Raw genomic sequence first — 18009 nt, forward strand, 5'->3', positions numbered from 1 at the left:
TATCAAAATAGCGTCAACTGCTCGCTTGGTAGTTCCAGCTCAATATCTCCAGTAATTTTATGCGCCTGGTAGCCGATGAACTTTTTGAGATTGTAAGCTAGTAGCTGGTCTTTATGCTCGGTGATGACAATCGAGCCAATAACGCTGTGGACGCGCCCGACAAGTTTATTTTGGTCTTTCATGATTATAGCTAGTGCTAGATCGATGTCGTTAGTATGAAAATAATCTTCGCAAGCAATTAGCTCGGATTTTGGAAATAACACACCAATCTTTTGCTCAATTTCAAGTAGTTTTTGCCGCAACTTCTTCTCGCCAGCTGCGCGTTCAAAAGGTTGCTTTATAAGCTCAAGTTTTTTATGAATCGGCATAGTCTCGACAATTCCGTCCAGCGCGGAAATTTTCGCCTCGTATTGTCGAGCAATTAACGCCGAAGAGAATGTCTCCAATTTTAACGCTAAGCGCGCTCCCTGCTCCAGCAATCGCCGAATGCCGCGTTCTTCTTGCGAGATGCCGACTTTAATGACTCCTGGCGCGAAATATGCCAGATAGACGAAGTGCGGGTTTTGATTAATCTTTTCTTGCTGTGCTGACACCGAATCGGCGTTATAAAACGCAGGATTAAAACCAGTCCGATCACGGCATTTCAGGCAGTTTTCATATTTGCCGTCAACCGTGGTGGAATCTGGACAAATTTGGCTGCAATGATTTTCAAAATCTACCCAGCCAGTGCAATATTTGGTCGAGAAGTCAAATTCAAGCGATAAATCTTGCCCAAACAATTCCCGCCGCTCAATTTCGTCACCAACCTGACAGTCAATAAACGGCTTATTCTCGTTATTAAAACTGACGTAAGCGAGTAAAAAATCACTCGGCATAAGTTTCCTTTACAGTGCTGCTTCGACAGCTGCCCAGGTAGCGTCAGGATTGTCTTCTGGGATGATGATGGTGACTTGGTCGCCAATGTTAATGCGGAAATAAGTGACGCTGGCGAGTAAAATACGATACTCACGACCAGAAGCCTCAACGTAATAGACGCCGTCGTGTTGGACGAGCGTGCCGATGACCTGCTTGCGTGGCACTGGGCCGATTTGCTTATAGATAAAGCTGCCGTCTTCTGCGATGGTCAATTTCATCAAATCACCCTCAACCAGCTTAGACTTCGAAGCGTAATTGGCAGGGATTGGGTAATTTTTTCCGTCAGGACTAAGCATCATTTGCCCGTCAAATACACCTTCGATAACTTTTCCAGTTACGTTATCAGATGAGGTCTTTGGTGTGACCACTTGCCCATCGTCACCGATGATGCTGATTAATAGTTCTTTTGCAGCAGCTAAGTTAGTTTCCGCCTCTTGAATAAGTGTCCGAAGACGCTTAATTTGTTTTTCTGGTAATTCAGACATGGTTCTCGCAATTCCTTTGTCTATTTTTATAATACTTAACTAATATATAACACAGCTTTATGTTTGTGGCAAGTCGTCATATCTATTTTTATCTAATTTTCCACAGCGCTATAAGATGTGAATAAAAAAGTGTTGCAAATTTTACCCTTGCAATTGGCGTGCGGTTCATGATATTAGCAAGCGGTCACATAAAAATCACCGCCCAAAGCGGACGGTGATCAAACGAAACAAATTGGCGTTATATAACAAATTATGAAAGCTCAACGCTAGCGCCGGCACCTTCCAAAGTCTTCTTTGCAGCTTCAGCGTCGTCTTTAGAAACTTTCTCTACAACTGGTGCTGGAGCGCCGTCGACGATAGCTTTTGCTTCGCCAAGGCCCAAACCGGTGATTTCTTTAACAGCCTTGATGACAGCAACCTTCTGAGAACCAGCGTCTTTCAAAGTAACTGTGAACTCAGTTTTTTCGTCAGCCGCAGCAGCGTCACCGCCAGCAGCTGGACCAGCAACAGCGACAGCTGCAGCAGCTGGCTCGATGCCATATTCTTCTTTAAGATGATTTTTCAATTCGTTAACTTCTAGAACTGTCAATTTTACAAGTTCTTCAGCCAATTTCTTAATATCAGCCATTGATATTCTCCTTGATTATTATATTGTTGCGATGAATGCAACGTTACTAGTATTGATTGCTAAACTTAAGCAGTAGCTTTGGCTTCGATGCCGTCCAGAAGTCCGTACAAATTGCCACCAAGCGCGTTGACTGTGTCGTGTACTGGTGATAGCAATTGTGATACCACTTGAGCAACGAGCTGGTCTTTGCTCGGTAGACCTGCCAATGCTTTAACGTCAGCTTCGCTAATTGCCAAGCCTTCGCCCGAGAAGCCACCTGCAAGTTGTAATGCTGGATGCGTTTTTGCAAACGTGTCCAATACCTTTGCTGGCATAACTTCATCTTCGGTGCTTACAGCGTAAACCAATTGACCAACCAATAAGCTGGTGTCGGTTTCTTTGTAAGTATCGATTTCCTGAAGAGCTACGCGCACCAGTCGGTTTTTAACAACCTTGATGGTAACGCCCGCTTCGCGGGCAGCCTTGCGTAGTTCTTGCAAGTCAGCCACGGTAAGTGTCTGATAGCGAGCGAACGCTGTACCTTTGGCGTCTTTTAGAAGCCCTGTTAGTTCAGCAACCAAAGTTTGTTTTTTATCGCGTGAAATTGCCATAAAAATCCTTTCTTTGATTGAGTTAATTTGTTATGTGCCAATTTGTTAACGTGCGGTAATGGAGAATCAAAAAACGTCTTTGATTCTCGCACTACCAAAGACGTCAAATAAAACTGTTAGTTTCATCCCTCGGTGGCATTTTTACATCTGTTTTTACACAAATCGCCACTGTCTTTGGTAATGTTCCTTAGAATTGTAGCAGAAATGACAACGAAAGACAAGGGTTATGGCGATTATTCTCCAGCTGATTCAATTGCCTTTTTTATCGCTTTTTTACCTGATCGTAATATTCTTCTGCGTTGAGGGGCAGTTGTGCCTCCCCAAACTCCATATTCAGTAGATTCTGGGTGTTGGAGCGCATATTCTAGACATTGCTTTAATACTGGGCATTTTCGACACATGGCTATGGCGGCTTCCGCGGCTTCTGTCTTTCTGATACCTCTTAAATCTTGATTTGGAATACTTGAGTTTATTTGGAAAAATAAGCGATCAGCTTCTTCGGGAGCTAGTCTCGCGCATTCGGCGCCGTCCAATAGACCTTTGTTATTCAATTTTGACATATTATTATTTTACAATAATATAGTAATAAAATCAAATATATATTAATCTTGGACAAAGAAAAAGCCCGCTCTGTAGTAGAGCGGGTGTGAACTTTTACGCCTATGATTGGCGCCGAGGGGTGCTAGAGGGTTGGGCTAGCACCCCTCGGACTAGGGGTGTTTCAGGCGCGGCGCTTCTGCCTCGCCTGAGATATCACTTCCCACCCCAGCGCGGCCAAGATGACCGCGATCCAGGGTAGGTTAGCAGAAGATGACCCGGTCTTCGCCAGGACCGAAGTCTCTGGCTTAGACTCCGGAGTCGGTGTAGGACTTGGTTCCGGTGCCGGAGGCGGAGGTGTCGGTTCCGTCGTTGGTGTGGGCACCGGTTCCGGCGTGGGTGCCGGAGGCGGAGGTGTCGGTTCCGTCGTTGGTGTGGGCACCGGTTCCGGCGTGGGTGCCGGAGGCGGAGGTGTCGGTTCCGTCGTTGGTGTGGGCACCGGTTCCGGCGTGGGTGCCGGAGGCGGAGGTGTCGGTTCCGTCGTTGGTGTGGGCACCGGTTCCGGCGTGGGTGCCGGAGGCGGAGGTGTCGGTTCCGTCGTTGGTGTGGGCACCGGTTCCGGCGTGGGTGCCGGAGGCGGAGGTGTCGGTTCCGTCGTTGGTGTGGGCACCGGTTCCGGCGTGGGTGCCGGAGGCGTCGGAGGTACACATTGCTCCACGGAAGGGTTGCACTCGATACAACCTTTCCCGGTACATTCCAATGAAGGGGTGGTGGCTTGGGATGTTCCTCCGAAGAGGAGGGCCGTTCCGATGAACCCTAGGAGGATCGCCCCTAAAACGATCCTTAGGGGGGTCCGCTTCCTTGGCCTGGTCATGATTTTTCCCTTTCGTGAGTGGTGCTGATTGTAAAAGTTCACTGTCCAGTCACGCTGGAAAGTAAAAAATACACATCAGCAATCTATTGGACTTTACTATTTTAGCATAAAATCAGAAAAAATCAATAGTCTAATAAAAAATCCCGCCAGAATTGACGGGATTTAATTGTCTGAAATGTAAAGACTACAAAGAGTTCTCTACTTTAATACCAGGGCCCATAGTTGTAGCGACTGCAACACTCTTAATGTAAACACCCTTTAAGCTGGACGGCTTTTGAGAGTTTAAGCTGCTTAGGAATGCGCGTGCGTTTTCTGACAATTTTTCAGTACCGAATGATACTTTTCCGATTGATAAGTGAACGATGGCTTGCTTATCAACGCGATATTCAACTTTTCCGGCCTTTGCTTCAGAAACGGCTTTAGCGACGTCGGCAGCAACGGTGCCAGACTTTGGATTTGGCATCAAACCGCGTGGGCCAAGCAATCGTGCGTACTTACCAAGCTTTGGCATGTACTGCGGAGTTGCAACCAAAATGTCGAAGTTCAGCTCTTCCTTATCCAATTGGCTTAGGAATTCTTCGTCACCAATGATGTCAGCGCCAGCTTTTTTAGCGGCAGCATGTTCTGATTCTGGTGCGAAAACTGCTACGCGAACATCCTTACCTGTACCGTGCGGCAATGCTACGGTTGAGCGGATGTTTTGGTCCGCTTGGCGTGGGTCAACGCCCAAGCGGATGTGGATTTCAACACTAGCGTCAAACTTAACTGGGCTGGTTTCAGTGGCCAATTTCAAAGCCTCGTCTAAGCTGTACAATTTGTTCTTCTCGATGTTTTTTGCAACTTCCTGGTATTTTTTACCGCGGCGCTCCAAGCGTGGACGAGTAACTGGCTTTGGGCCTTTCTTTACGTGAGCCTCAGCATCGTCAGACTGTGGAGTGGTGTCGCCAGCTTCCTTGCGAGCTTCCTTCTCTGCTTTTTCAGCAGCCTCGTCTAGGGCTTTTTGGCTGCGTTTGCCAGATTTGGCAACTACGGCTTCACGTTCAGCGACGACATCTTTGTCTTTGTTGTCGTGAGATTTAGTTGTATCGGCAGCTTCTGCAATTGCTGCTTCAATTTCAGCGATCGTGTTTTTTTCGCTGACTGCTAATTTTAGTTCTGCTGCTTTTTCTAGCAACTCGGCTTTCTTTACCATAATAATCCTTTCTGTGGTACGAACGGCGATTCGTGACTCTACGACGGACCCGCCTCCCAGCATTGATTGATAGTGATGAAATTATACCATATTTTTAGAGATTAGTGCAAATATTTGATTTTATGAAAAAGAATTGTATAATATTTAATATTATGAGTGAGTTTTCGGAAAGGTCAAATAGAGATAAGTTTACGGAAATCGTAGGTAACGAAGACGGTTCTTTAGGAACGATAGATATCTACGTCCCAGAGCAATGTATGTCCTGTCCAAGAATAATAGAAGCGTTAAATAACCTAGATGAATACAGAAAAACAGTAAACAGACTTTTGGCGATGGCGTTGGGCGGTGATAAAGTAGCGTTGGTTGACGAGGCTACCGGCGAGACATTAGATGAAGATAAAGCTACCAAAATTGTTTGTAAAATGGCCGCCAGCGGAATGAACGAGCTAGATGAAAATATTGCAAAAGCGCAGAGGGATATTTACATGTTAGCTAATGGGTGTACAGGACCCTTGGGGCTGCAGGCATCTGATGGAGAGAGGCGCGTGAGTGTCCATATGTGTGATAGTCCAGGAGTTTTTTATTCAGGCTTGGGTGAGTCACAGATCGGAGAGGCTGTAATAATAGAGCGCGAATTAGAAGAGTGATATTTTTATATAAAATGAGGGCTAACGCATAGTTACTGTTTTTTGCTAAACTAGTAACTATGGACATAACAATTACAAACATACAGGCAAGGCAAATTTTAGATTCACGTGGTAATCCGACGGTTGAGGCTGACGTAATTCTGAGTGACGGTTCTTTTGGGCGGGCGGCTGTTCCCTCTGGTGCTAGTACTGGGTCGTTTGAAGCGGTTGAGCTGAGGGATGGTGAGTTGGCGTTCGGCGGTAAGGGTGTGCTTCGAGCGGTTGATAACGTTAATAATGAAATCGCTCAGGCCTTAAAAGGAATGAGCCCGTTTGATCAGGCGGCGATTGACAATAAAATGAAATCTCTGGATGGTACGCCAAATAAGGCGCGCCTGGGTGCAAATGCAATTTTAGCGGTGTCGTTGGCTGTAGCGAAAGCTGCCGCTAAGTCACGTGGCGTGGAGTTGTATCAATACGTCAATAGCTTGGCTGGAAATCCTACAATGTCTCTGCCGATGCCGATGATTAATGTGATGAACGGCGGCCAGCATGCGCTCGGTGCGACTGATTTTCAGGAATATATGATTATTCCAACTAGTGCGGCAACTTTTGCGGATGCGGTTCGAATGAGCGCGGAAGTTTTTCATGCGCTGGCGAAAATCCTGAAAGATGAGGGTTATCCGACGACAGTTGGTGATGAAGGTGGCTATGCGCCGCATGTCAGAAATGGCAACATGGAGCCAATTCTGCTTTTGACTAGAGCGATTGAGCAGGCCGGCTATAAATTGGGTGTAGACTTTGGGTTTGCGCTGGATGTGGCGGCAAGTGAGCTTTATAAAGATGGCAAATATCACTTGTCGACTGAGCGCCGCGTATTGTCGGCTGATGAAATGATTCGCACATATAAGGCGCTGCTTGGGCGCGTGCCGGTTCTTTCGATTGAGGATGGCTTAAACGAAGAAGCCTGGGAAGATTGGGAGAAGATGACAGCAGATTTGGGGCATTTTGCTCAGTTGGTTGGTGATGATCTTCTGGTGACGAATGTCGAGCGATTGAAGCGTGGAATTGAGGAAAAAGCTGGCAATGCTATTTTAATTAAGCCAAATCAAATTGGCACATTGACTGAGACTATTCAGGCGGTTGTGATGGCGAAAAATGCTGGCTGGAACACCGTGATGAGTCATCGGTCGGGTGAAACTGAGGATGTAACAATTTCTCATCTGGCAGTTGGACTGGGAACGGGTCAAATTAAGACTGGCTCGATGTCTCGCTCGGAGAGAATTGCTAAATATAATGAGCTGCTGAGAATTGCGGAAAAGCGTCCAGATTTGGAAATTGCCCATCCGTTTGTCAGATAATCTACGAAAAAAGCTTCCCTTTTAGGTGTCTAACGGGAAGTTTTTTGTTTGAAAATTATTTTCTTATAAATTCAATTTCTCCGGAGTCATTGATGCGGATAATTTGTGACGGCTTAGAATCTACAATTTCTCCGGAATCAACATAGACGGAAGCAGATTCATGGAAGTAATTGATTGCCTCGGTAATGTTATTTGCTGACTCTTTATCTGGTGGGTTAGCACTAGGAGCGGCTAAGTAGCCGACTTTCTGAATTAATTCCGACAGTGGTGATTTTGGGATGACACGAAATGCCAGCGTGCCGTTAATGTGCGGTATATGTGGCAGAAAATCAGGCGATACATTCACGACTATTGTCGTTGGTTGATTTTTGGCTAACTCTTGATAACTTTCTTGTAAGTGTGGCGCCAACCCAGGAATATCATTAATGTCGGTAACAAGAACGATAACAGATTTATCTAAGGATCTTTGCTTGATTTTATACAATCTTTCAATTGCTCTCTTTGATTCAGCTCTAGCCAGTACGCCATAAATAGTGTCGGTCTTAGCGACGACTAGCTGATCGGATTGGAGAGCTGAGATAACTGCACTGTCTAAAATATTTTCTACAATCATTTTTCAAATTTTACCATAAAAATAACCCCGACAGATTCGGGGCTATTCTCCTTTTTCAAATTAGTCGACGATTTCTACGCCCATTGAGCGAGCTGATCCAGCAACAACTTTCATTGCGCCTTCAATATCGATTGCGTTCAATTGGTCTTTTTTCGCTTCAGCAATTTCTTGTAATTGCGCGCGAGTAAGCTTACCAACCTTATCAACGTGTGGCTTACCACTTCCCTTTTGGATGCCAGCCTTTTCACGAATCATGTCGTCAACTGGTTGTCCAAGCGAATTCCAAGTGAAGGTTCGATCTTCGTAAACTTGAATGTGAACAATTACGTCCTTACCCATCATGTCTTTGGTGGCGTCGTTAAATGGATTGATAAAGTCCATCATGTTCAAGCCCCACTGACCGAGTGTTGAACCAACTGGAGGACCTGCTGTCGCCCGACCAGCTGGAATGCGCAATTTTAAATTACCAATAATTTTCTTTGCCATAGTTATTCCTTATAGTTTATAGTGCGTAACCCGAATATTATAGCGAAAAATTCGCTAAATTGCAAGCTAAGCTTTTTTAACCTGCAAGGCGTCCAGCTCGACTGGAGTGTCGCGGCCAAACATACTAACCATAACTTTCAGCGTGCCCTTAGAAGCATCGATTTCGCTAACTGCGCCGTCAAAGCCTTTGAACGGACCGTCAGTAATCGATACGATTTCGCCTTCGGCGAAGTCAATTTGATGCTTTGGCTCCTCAACACCCATGCGCTTTTTAATCTTGGCAATTTCCTTTTCTGAAACTGGCGTTGGTGTCGTGTCGGCGCCAACAAATCCGGTTACACCTGGGGTGTTGCGGATAATATACCAGGTTTCGTCAGTCAATTTCATTTCTACCAACACATAGCCCTGGAAAATCTTAGCCTCAACGATTTTTCGCTTGCCGTTACGGATTTGGATCTGTTTTTCCTTTGGCACGATAACGTCAAAAATCTTATCGGCCATGTCAACACCGTTAATGCGCTGACGGATTGACTCAGCAACTTTTTCTTCGTAGCCAGAATAAGTGTGGATTGCGTACCATTGCTGGCTGTCATCGTATCGTTTTGAACTCATATATAACTCCTTTTATTTCAAAAATTGATTAAAGCCCCAATTAAATGCAGCATCAAGTAGTAGGATTAGAACAACAAAAGCCAAGGTGAAGATGAGGACTGCTGCTGTCATCGCCCAAGTGGCTGAGCGGGTTGGCCAACGAACCAGCTTCAATTCTGCCCAAGCGCCCTTAAAATAACCAATTAGTGTGCCGCGTTCACTAGATTTTTTAGCTGTTTTTGCGACTACCTTGGTTGGCTTATTAGTCTTTTTTGTGACAGTTTTTTCTTTTTTTGGCGCGTCGTCAGTAGCTTTAATCCGACGAACTGTGATTTTGCTGCTTGCCTTGCCTTTCTGTGCCATATTTTCTCCCAATTTAAAAAGTCTGCTTTTCACAGACTGTCAATAGTTATTGTAGTCTATCTAAGGAAAAATAGCAAGCTGCGCTATATATCCTTTTCATCATTTCTTAAACTCCTTCAATCTAAAACCAAAAGTTGAACCGTGATTCAGTCGGCTTTCTACCTCAATTTTACAGCCCAGCTTTTTGGCTAATTTGGCGGATACGTAAAGTCCCAGGCCAGTGCCCTTAGTTTCGCGCGTGCGATAATCTTCAGCTCGATAAAACTTATCAAATATTTTATTTAAGTCAGCCTTACTAATACCAATACCAGTGTCAATGATTTTAAAGATAATTTCGCCAGATCGATTCTTTTTAATTGACAGCGTAACTGAGCCTTCTTGGGTGTAGCGGATGGCGTTAGTAATAAAGTTCTGAAGTATTTCTTCTAGATATAAACGAGAAGCTTGGACTGACCCAAGCCGCCCACCAATGTCCAAATTAAAGGCCAAGTTTTTTTCTGCTGCCTGTGGCGAGTACTCAGAGTTTATCTGTGCGGCAAGTTCGGCTACGTCGATTATCTCTGTCTCGTCAGCAATTCCCCTTTCGGCGCGTGATAACGTACTCAGATCATTTACCATGCGCGCTAAAAATAAAATTTGCTTATGAGATTCGTCAATTGCCTCAGGTATTTTGCTAGTAATATTACGCTCGACAAGCAATTTAGCGTTACTTAGCGACCCTTCGGCTATGGCAATGGGTGTGCGTAGTTCGTGACTCACTATACTAATGAATTCATCGCGTTCCTCTTCCAGGCTTTTTGTTTTGGTGACGTCGCGTAAAATTAGCACATAGCCATCCGGAGTTATTTTATCGCCACCTTGAACTGGAGCAAGTGTTACTTCCAGCCGTACGTAATCATCATCGTCAATCATCATAATTATGTCATCGCGCTGACGAATTGTTGAAGATTTAGTGAGCTCCTTGAAGATGTCAATTGGCTTTTTATCAATCGTCTTCAGCTCTAAAACTTGGCTAATATGCTCGCCATTAATGCCGCTGTTTGTGTCGATTAAACTAAGAGCGGCAGAGTTATAAGTATTGATGATTCCGTGTTCATCGGTGCTGAGAATGGCATCAGTGATATTGTTAATTAGCGTGATTAGTCTTTGATGCTCTCTAAGGTTTTTCCTGGGGGTTTTTTTACTTAATTTGCCGTCAATTTTTTGTAACAATTGATGTAGGGCAATAGTTATACTTCCCAAGATAACACTAAGAATAATCAACAAAATAATGAACACCCACATGGCTTAAGTATAGCATAAGCGTATATATTTCTATACGTGCGGTGAATATTTTTTTAGTTCATTGCGGTGGGTTTTATATTGCGGATCAAATTTGGCAACTTCCGACCAGAATGCTGTCGAGTGGTTCATGTACCTGGTGTGACATAGTTCATGAATAATTATGTAGTCAATAAGTTCAAACGGTAAGTTCATCATCCCAATATTTAGGCTGATTGTTCCAGAAGAAGAACAGCTTCCCCAGCGGCTGGAGGCGTGAGTTATTTTACAGCGAGAAAAAGAAAAACCATGCTTTTCTGCTAGAAATGATAGACGCCTTGGTAGGTGTCCTTTTGCCTCTTTCCTGAGGGCGATGAGGATTTTATCACGAATAATTTGCTGGACTGGAGCGGATTTAATTGATTCTGATTCGTTAATTTCCGCTAATATTTGAGTACCGATAATTTTCACGTTAGACGACTTAGTTGTGGATTGTATTAACAGATGATGGCTTTTACCAATTTGCTGATTTTCGGTATAAGAAAAGGTTGCTTGGTGTTTAGAAACTAATTCGCGAATCTGTTTACGCGAGGTTTTAATTAGCATTTTTGCTGCGACAACAGGCGCATATACAGGCATAGTAACTCTAAGTCGGCCATCCGGCGCGATTTTTAGACTAACGCTCTTCGCTAGACTTTGTCTTTTAACGACAATCTCTCCGAACTCAGCATCGGTAATGGTTGGCATGCTTATCCTATGCTAATGCGATTTGACATAACGCGACGTGGGGCTTCTGGGCGACTGGTGCCAATTTGCTTAAGGACAGTGCGCGCTTGAGTACTTAGGGTGTGGCGGCCGCTAATTACAATGTAAGATTCACTACTGTGTGGTGCGGAGAATTGTTTTAATCGACGATCGAACGATTCACTGTCTTGTCCGTAATTTTTTATCCAGCGTCGTTTGGCGGTTGCAGAATCAGTCTGCACCCAGACAAATAGGACTTTATATCCATATTCTCTAGCCAACCGATTAATACGCATGCGGTTAGTGCGTTGGTCGGTAGCGCCGTCTAGAATGATAGTTTGCTTGGTCTTCAAAAATTCTTCTAAGATAGCCAAAGTCGCGTCAGAAATGGCTTTTGTGTCGTCTGTAAAAACTTCAAATTGACGAGAATTAATTACTGGAGAATTAAAAATTTTTGCAAATTCTGTAGCAAACTGAGTCTTCCCTGAACCCGGTGTGCCAACCATGGCAATAATGTGAGGAAGCGAAGGAGATAGAGGTTTCATATGGAGAGATTATAACAGATTTTTTACTAATAAAAAAGATTCTCTTTTAAGTGAGAATCTTGGCAGGAGTGGAGGGACTCGAACCCCCGACACCTGGTTTTGGAGACCAGTGCTCTAGCCACCTGAGCTACACTCCTATGACGTTCATTTTATCATGAATTGCCCTTCTGGCAAATGTTAAAATTGTGAAAAATAAATATTTCGTGAAAAAAAATACCAAAATCTCTTGAAAAAACATAAACGTCGTCCTACAATGAAAACAGAGATGAAAATTTTAATGCTTGGGTGGGAACTTCCTCCGCACAACAGTGGCGGACTTGGCGTTGCCTGCTATCAGATGTCGAAAGCGCTCGTTTCAGAGGGTGTTGATATTGACTTTATTATTCCCTATACCGCCAAGCATCCCGAGATTGACTATATGGATGTATATTCAGCCACTCCTTTGCCGCCGAATTATCACGATTTGGGTGCATATAATAACGGCTCAGAGGAAGACCGTGAAAATGCCAAGGATGAATACGGTCTTTCCCCTATGCGCGCTGTGCAGAGGCGTTACGGTAAATACGTTCGGAAGTTTGTGAAAAATCATCAGCCTGACGCGATTCACGCACATGATTGGTTAACGATGGAAGCTGGAATAATTGCTAAGGAGATGACTGGTGCGCCGCTAATTGTGCATGTTCACGCGACGGAATTTGACCGTTCTGGCGAGCAGTCCGGAAATCCTCTGGTTCACGAAATTGAGCAACAAGGACTATTGATGGCGGATCGGATAATTGCCGTAAGCGAGATCACGAAAGAAATAATTGTTAAGAATTATCACATTCCGCCAGAGAAAATTGAGGTGGTTTATAACGCGATTGATTTGGCTGATTTGCCACCTCATGAATATGATGCCAGTACTTACAGGTATTTGGAGGAGTTGAAGGAGGATGGTTATACGGTTGTTGGCGCGTTGACGCGACTCACGGTTCAGAAAGGTTTGACGTATTTTGTGCGAGCTGCAGCGAAGGCGCTTGATAAATATGAGAAAATCGTTTTTGTTTTATCTGGAAATGGTGAACAGAGAGATGAGTTGATTGAACTGGCGGCAGATTTAGGGATTAGCGATAAGATGATTTTTACAGGATTTGTGCGCGGAAAACAGTGGCGAGATATTTACTGTTTGATTGATGTTTTTGTGATGAGTTCGGTTTCTGAGCCATTTGGTTTGACTGCCTTGGAAGCAGCACATCATGACACGGCGTTACTTATTAGTCGTCAATCCGGCGTCGGCGAGGTTCTGAATAATATTATGCGGTTTGATTATTGGGATGTAAATAAATTGGCGGATGAAATTGTTAATGTCGCTGAATCGCCTGCCTTACAGAAATCTCTGAAGAAAAACGTTAAGAATGAATACGCGAGAATTTCCTGGCAAGATGCCGCTAGAAAATGTCTGAAACTGTATAAAGGAGCGCTGGCATGAATAAAAATAAAGGAATAGTTTTATATCTACACGTACACCAACCGTGGCGAATACGCGAGTATAGTATATTTGACGTGGCTTGGAAGTATAACTATTTCTCTGGCGGTCAAAATCCAGATCAGGACAATCAAAAAATATTCCAAAAAGTTGCAGAAAAGTCGTATTTGCCGATGAATGCTTTGCTTGAAAAGTTGCTGAAAAAATATCCTGATTTTAAGATCTCGTTGAGTTTTAGTGGAACGTTTTTAGAGCAAGCCGAAAGGTTTAATCCTGAGGTTTTGGAAAGTTTTAAGCGCTTAGTAAAGACTGGTCAAGTAGAAATATTATCAAGTCCGTATCATCACAGTCTGGCGTTTTTCTATTCGCGCAAGGAATTCGAGCGTCAAGTTGAGCTTCATCGCTGGAAGATTCGCGAGATTTTTGGTGCGGAAACACGAGTTTTAGCAAATACAGAGTTGGCGTATAGTGATGACTTGGCGAAATGGGCTGAGCAGGATGGCTTTAAGGGTGTGTTGGCTGAAGGCTGGGATCCGATTCTGAATTGGCGCAGTCCGAATTATGTATATCGCCCGAGAGGCACGAAGAAAATTGGATTGCTACTTAAGAATTATCGATTGAGCGATGATTTGGCGTTTAGGTTTAGCGATCGAAAATGGAATGAATGGCCGCTGACTGCGGATAAGTTTAATACGTGGGTGGAAGATTCTGTCCGTTACGCGCCACTGCTTAACTTGTTCATGGACTATGAAACTTTCGGCGAACATCAATGGGCGGAATCTGGGATTTTCGGCTTCTTTGAGAAGTTTGTTGATAAATGGCTGAGTGCTGATGGCAATACTTTCTATACCGTTAGCGAGGCACTGGATGCGAATGCGCCTGCCGGTGAAATAAGTATGCCGTCGCCTGTAACGTGGGCGGACGCTGAGCGGGATTTGACGGCTTGGAATGGAAACAGCCTGCAGAAAGAAGCTTTGCGATATGTCTATGAGCTCGAAGATGAGGTCTTGAATAGTAAAGACGAAGGTCTAATTAGCGATTGGCGAAAATTGCAAACTTCAGACCACTTCTATTACATGGGAACGAAGAATTTTACCGACGGCGATGTCCACGCTTATTTTAGTCCGTATGATTCGCCATACGACGCTTTTCTTTACTATATGAATACTATTCGTGATATGAAATCTCGATTGAGGAAATAGTCAGACATTCTTGCTAAATAAAAACTCCCTCTGAATGCGAGGGAGTTTCTGTATGATCCTGTTAAATTAGCTTTTACGAGCTTTAACTTCGTTACGACCGAGGTTCTTCTTTGTCTCAGTATAGGTCGCGTGCTGCCTTGCAATTGGGTCATACTTCTTCAGTGTTAATTTTCCCTGACCTTTAGTGGTGCGGTTTTGGGTATTAACGGTAGTATAGTAAGTTCGGTGGTTGCTCAAGTTACTCACCAAACCAATCAGCTTTCGTTTCGTATTCTTCTTTGCCATCTCTTTACTCGTTAGATTTTATAAAACGTCTTGGCTAATTATAGCATGTGTGGAGTAAAAATGCTAGTACCATATCAGATTTTACTAATTTTTATGCTTACTTCGCTAATCACCTAGTCAAGTATCAACCCGCGTACTTTATCGATTCTCTGTTCTATCGATCGTTTCGTCACAGTTCCCTCCTAACTTTGTTAAGACTGCGTTTTGGTAAAACTCTCTCTTCTTACGACTTTGCGAAAAAATTCAATGCTAAGAATGTTTTGATAGTTACTAATCACCCAGTAATTGCCAATTCATGGTTTGATGATTTTGAAAAGTTTATTGACGGGTATTATTTTATTTCGACGGCAGATTTTTTAAAAGAACGCGAAACTTTGTCTAGGGACGAATTCCTTAATAAAGCTAATTCATCAAGTGAAGATGGGCAAACCTTCTTAAGTTTGCAGGATCTAAAAGGAGGTAGGGCTCTTGGCGGACCACACAATAAATTAAAGTGGGCGGCGGATCTGAACTGAGATTTGTTGATTATAGATGAGTCTGGTAAGATGATCGAATTGGACGCAGAGAAAGTTTTGACTTATCATCACGAAGGAGGATGTTAACCGCTTTTGCGATAAGAAATAGCGAAAGTACGGTATACTTATAGTAAAGATATTTATAAGTTAATTTGCGGAAGGAAAATAACGTGGCACAAAAGGAAGCTAAAGCGCGACTAAAGATAAATATGCTACTTTCTGATGCCGGGTGGAGATTGTTGGATAACGAAGACGGTCCCGCTAATGTCGATGTAGAAAACAAAGTAGATATCGAAAACCTGGGCGATGATTTTGAAAATACGAGACGAGGGTTTGTCGATTACCTTCTTCTAGGCTCTAACCAGAAGCCCATTGCCGTCCTTGAAGCTAAGCGTGAAAGCATTCCTCCGCTTTCCGCTAAAGAACAAGCTCGCGATTATGCCAATTCTCTACACTTAAGGTATGTAATTCTTAGTAACGGCAACACGCATTATCTGTGGGATATGCAATTTGGTAACCCCGAGCCAATTAGTAGCTTTCCGACTCTAAGCTCATTAGAAGATGAAAAGAAATGGGTTTCCGATGTTGATGCGCTTGTAAACGAGAATATTTCTCGAACCTATATCGCCGAATCTCAAATGCCTGAAATTAAAACGCATCCCGATTATATAAACGAAGATACTCGTAGTGAATTTATAGAGAAAAATAAACTGAAAATCCTTCGCAAGTATCAGGTAAATGCGATTAAGGCCGTTCAAAAATCGGCGCAAAACGGCAATAAACGCTTCCTGCTCGAGATGGCGACTGGCACCGGAAAAACTTTAACTTGCGCTGCTATTATCAAACTATTTCTAAAGACAGGAAACGCTCAGAGAATCCTCTTTTTGGTTGACCGCATTGAATTAGAAAATCAGGCCAAGAAGTCTTTTAGGCAGTCCATCGGTAAAGATTACGTGGTTAAGGTGTGGAAGGAAGATAGAGATAACTGGAAGACTGCCGATATCGTTATTAGTACGGTCCAATCTCTTTTGGCGAGTAGTCGCTATCGTGATTTTAGTCCGAATGACTTTAATTTAATTATCTCAGATGAGGCGCATCGTTCTATTGGCGGCAACGCGAGAGCTGTTTTCGAATATTTCACTGGGTACAAGATTGGGCTTACCGCCACACCGAAGGATTTTTTAAAGAATACCAAGCAAGATGAAAATTCAGAAAAAGAATTCGAACGCAGAGAGTTATTGGATACCTATAGGACTTTTGGGTGCGAATCTGGTCAACCGACTTTTAGATATGACCTAAAAGATGGCGTAAACGATCCTGATGGTCCGTTTTTGGTGAATCCCGTCATCCTGGATGCTAGGACGAATATTACCTCACGACTGCTCGCAGATGAAGGCTATGCAGTCCATAAAATTATTGATGGCGAAGATGTTGACGAGAATTTTGGTATCAGAGATTTCGAGAAAACATTTTTCAATGAAGAGACCAATCGCGTGTTCTGTGAGACTTTTATGAAATACGCGGCGGTCGATCCGTTATCTAAAGAAATTGGTAAAACCATCATCTTTACTGTTAGCCAAAAACACGCAGAAAAAATAGTCCAAATGCTTAACCAAATTGCTATGGAAAAGTTCCCTGGTAAGTATAATTCTGATTTCGCTATTCAGATTACGAGTAATGTTCGTGACGCTCAACAGCTCTCGATTAGTTTTTCTGAAAATAATCTGCGCGGACATACAAGGTGGCTTTCGGATTACGAAAGTAGTCGCACTAGAGTCGCCGTCACGGTCGGCATGATGACGACCGGTTACGATTGCTCCGATTTATTAAATCTCGTGTTCATGCGTCCAGTGTTTAGCCCTTCTGACTTTATTCAGATGAAAGGTCGAGGTACGCGACTCCATACGTTCAAATATGTAGATTATGAAAATGGCGAGAAAGTTAAAACTATTAAGAAAGAAAACTTCCGTATTATAGACTTTTTCGCAGTTTGCGAATACTTCGAAGAAAAATACGACTATAATGCGCCGTTGGTAGTGCCAATGAGTAGGCAAACGCAAAACACTTTAGTGACGCCGCTGCTTATCGATGTCGATCCTCCCGTGATCGTGGTAAACCGTACGGTAGACCTGAATGAGAATGATTCCCTGAGTGGAATAGATGAGACGATTGTTGGTAAAGAAGGCATGCGCGTTGATCGCGAGATGTTCCGCAGCTTCCAAGATGAGGTGAAATCTAATGAAGAATTCGTCAAGTTGTATAATAATGGCAATATTGATGGGGCGCTAAGCTATCTTAAATCCGAAATACTCGGCGAAGATAAGCCTAAGTTCTATATGACTCCTGAGAAAATTCGCAAAATCTTCAATCTAGACCGCAGGCTAGACCTTCGTGAGATTCTGGATCTAATCATGAACAATAAAGAGCCATTGACTAAAGCTCAATATATCCAGCAAAAGTTTAATGAACTTATTTCGGATAAAGGGCTGAGTGAAACTTTGGTTGGAGAGTTGTACAACGATGCATTTGAATTATTTGATGCGTATATCACTGATCGACGCGTGTCTGAGGCTATAGATAATAGAGATTATAGTCTACTGGCTGGATTCGGCTCTATTACAATCGAACAGCTCAAACGCCTAGGTATCGAAAGAGTAAATCAGATTATTAGCTATATTAGAGATTATATTAATGTAGAAAAACTAAGAGTAAAGGATTAATGAATGGACTAT

The 18009-nt window shown here is 43.4% G+C and carries 21 protein-coding genes, 1 tRNA gene and 1 other annotated feature; of the genes, 6 read left to right on the top strand and 16 right to left on the bottom strand.

All coding sequences use genetic code 11. The features are described from left to right. Nucleotides 1-2: 2 nt before the first annotated feature. From TM7x_RS03785 to rplA, 7 genes are all read right to left on the bottom strand, one after another. Complete coding sequence (locus TM7x_RS03785; RefSeq protein ID WP_052198809.1) at nt 3-875, bottom strand: DUF2797 domain-containing protein; 873 nt, start codon at nt 873-875, stop codon at nt 3-5. Nucleotides 876-884: 9 nt separating this feature from the next. Continuing rightward, nucleotides 885-1400, bottom strand: coding sequence for a hypothetical protein (locus TM7x_RS01590; protein ID WP_039327286.1), 516 nt, complete (start codon nt 1398-1400; stop codon nt 885-887). Nucleotides 1401-1650: 250 nt separating this feature from the next. Further along, complete coding sequence (gene rplL, locus TM7x_RS01595; RefSeq protein ID WP_039327289.1) at nt 1651-2028, bottom strand: 50S ribosomal protein L7/L12; 378 nt, start codon at nt 2026-2028, stop codon at nt 1651-1653. 65 nt (nt 2029-2093) lie between these two features. Beyond that, nucleotides 2094-2618: a 50S ribosomal protein L10 gene (gene rplJ / locus TM7x_RS01600; protein ID WP_039327292.1), complete on the bottom strand. Its 525-nt coding sequence runs from the start codon at nt 2616-2618 to the stop codon at nt 2094-2096. Between the two features lie 59 nt (nt 2619-2677). Further along, nucleotides 2678-2814 (bottom strand) — a sequence feature (ribosomal protein L10 leader region). Nucleotides 2815-2851: 37 nt separating this feature from the next. Beyond that, nucleotides 2852-3178, bottom strand: a complete 327-nt coding sequence (locus tag TM7x_RS01605) for a WhiB family transcriptional regulator (RefSeq protein ID WP_052198810.1) — start codon at nt 3176-3178, stop codon at nt 2852-2854. A 285-nt stretch (nt 3179-3463) separates the two neighbouring features. After that, the gene (locus TM7x_RS04125; protein ID WP_158386490.1) at nt 3464-3865 is read right to left on the bottom strand and encodes a hypothetical protein; all 402 of its coding nucleotides are present in this window, start codon (nt 3863-3865) and stop codon (nt 3464-3466) included. A 348-nt stretch (nt 3866-4213) separates the two neighbouring features. Further along, complete coding sequence (gene rplA / locus TM7x_RS01615) at nt 4214-4900, bottom strand: 50S ribosomal protein L1 (RefSeq protein ID WP_039328068.1); 687 nt, start codon at nt 4898-4900, stop codon at nt 4214-4216. Nucleotides 4901-5343: 443 nt separating this feature from the next. On the opposite strand from rplA, the gene TM7x_RS01620 reads away from it, so the two are divergent. Together TM7x_RS01620 and eno are read left to right on the top strand one after the other, a co-directional pair. Beyond that, nucleotides 5344-5868 carry a hypothetical protein gene (locus TM7x_RS01620; RefSeq protein ID WP_138074069.1) on the top strand — a complete coding sequence of 175 codons (525 nt, stop codon included), beginning with the start codon at nt 5344-5346 and terminating at the stop codon, nt 5866-5868. Between the two features lie 59 nt (nt 5869-5927). Then, complete coding sequence (gene eno, locus TM7x_RS01625) at nt 5928-7208, top strand: phosphopyruvate hydratase (protein ID WP_039327302.1); 1281 nt, start codon at nt 5928-5930, stop codon at nt 7206-7208. A 55-nt stretch (nt 7209-7263) separates the two neighbouring features. Here eno and TM7x_RS01630 read toward each other — a convergent pair whose 3' ends face one another. The 8 genes from TM7x_RS01630 to TM7x_RS01665 all read right to left on the bottom strand — a co-directional run bounded on the left by TM7x_RS01630 (nt 7264) and on the right by TM7x_RS01665 (nt 11947). Next, on the bottom strand, nt 7264-7821 hold the full coding sequence (locus TM7x_RS01630) for an L-threonylcarbamoyladenylate synthase (RefSeq protein ID WP_039327305.1): 558 nt from the start codon (nt 7819-7821) through the stop codon (nt 7264-7266). A gap of 60 nt (nt 7822-7881) precedes the next feature. Continuing rightward, nucleotides 7882-8307, bottom strand: a complete 426-nt coding sequence (gene rplK, locus TM7x_RS01635) for a 50S ribosomal protein L11 (RefSeq protein ID WP_039327309.1) — start codon at nt 8305-8307, stop codon at nt 7882-7884. Between the two features lie 66 nt (nt 8308-8373). Then, nucleotides 8374-8919 (bottom strand): transcription termination/antitermination protein NusG, encoded by a 546-nt coding sequence (gene nusG / locus TM7x_RS01640; RefSeq protein WP_039327311.1) that lies wholly within the window; start codon nt 8917-8919, stop codon nt 8374-8376. Between the two features lie 12 nt (nt 8920-8931). Beyond that, nucleotides 8932-9261, bottom strand: a complete 330-nt coding sequence (gene secE, locus TM7x_RS03795; RefSeq protein ID WP_138074070.1) for a preprotein translocase subunit SecE — start codon at nt 9259-9261, stop codon at nt 8932-8934. A gap of 99 nt (nt 9262-9360) precedes the next feature. Beyond that, nucleotides 9361-10545, bottom strand: a complete 1185-nt coding sequence (locus tag TM7x_RS01650) for a sensor histidine kinase (RefSeq protein ID WP_039327314.1) — start codon at nt 10543-10545, stop codon at nt 9361-9363. A 30-nt stretch (nt 10546-10575) separates the two neighbouring features. Beyond that, nucleotides 10576-11268, bottom strand: a complete 693-nt coding sequence (locus TM7x_RS03800) for a YgjP-like metallopeptidase domain-containing protein (RefSeq protein ID WP_052198813.1) — start codon at nt 11266-11268, stop codon at nt 10576-10578. A 2-nt stretch (nt 11269-11270) separates the two neighbouring features. After that, complete coding sequence (locus tag TM7x_RS01660; RefSeq protein ID WP_039327317.1) at nt 11271-11810, bottom strand: ATP-binding protein; 540 nt, start codon at nt 11808-11810, stop codon at nt 11271-11273. 60 nt (nt 11811-11870) lie between these two features. Beyond that, nucleotides 11871-11947: transfer RNA gene (locus TM7x_RS01665), tRNA-Trp, on the bottom strand. A 128-nt stretch (nt 11948-12075) separates the two neighbouring features. Between TM7x_RS01665 and TM7x_RS01670 the strand changes: the two genes are divergently transcribed. Together TM7x_RS01670 and TM7x_RS01675 are read left to right on the top strand one after the other, a co-directional pair. Beyond that, on the top strand, nt 12076-13278 hold the full coding sequence (locus tag TM7x_RS01670) for a glycosyltransferase family 4 protein (RefSeq protein ID WP_039327320.1): 1203 nt from the start codon (nt 12076-12078) through the stop codon (nt 13276-13278). Next, nucleotides 13275-14477: a glycoside hydrolase family 57 protein gene (locus TM7x_RS01675; RefSeq protein ID WP_052198814.1), complete on the top strand. Its 1203-nt coding sequence runs from the start codon at nt 13275-13277 to the stop codon at nt 14475-14477. Before TM7x_RS01670 ends, TM7x_RS01675 begins: the two co-directional genes overlap by 4 nt. Nucleotides 14478-14543: 66 nt before the next feature. Here the strand turns inward: TM7x_RS01675 and rpmG are convergent, their stop codons facing one another. Continuing rightward, the gene (gene rpmG / locus TM7x_RS01680) at nt 14544-14762 is read right to left on the bottom strand and encodes a 50S ribosomal protein L33 (protein WP_039327321.1); all 219 of its coding nucleotides are present in this window, start codon (nt 14760-14762) and stop codon (nt 14544-14546) included. A 47-nt stretch (nt 14763-14809) separates the two neighbouring features. Between rpmG and TM7x_RS01685 the strand changes: the two genes are divergently transcribed. Together TM7x_RS01685 and TM7x_RS01690 are read left to right on the top strand one after the other, a co-directional pair. Next, entirely contained in the window at nt 14810-15277 is a 468-nt protein-coding gene (locus TM7x_RS01685) for a hypothetical protein (protein ID WP_039327323.1), read from the top strand. Between the two features lie 170 nt (nt 15278-15447). Beyond that, nucleotides 15448-17997, top strand: coding sequence for a DEAD/DEAH box helicase family protein (locus tag TM7x_RS01690; protein ID WP_039328081.1), 2550 nt, complete (start codon nt 15448-15450; stop codon nt 17995-17997). Nucleotides 17998-18009 lie beyond the last annotated feature (12 nt).

It is taken from the genome of Candidatus Nanosynbacter lyticus (assembly GCF_000803625.1).
In the GTDB taxonomy this organism is placed as follows: Bacteria; Patescibacteriota; Saccharimonadia; order Saccharimonadales; family Saccharimonadaceae; genus Nanosynbacter; species Nanosynbacter lyticus.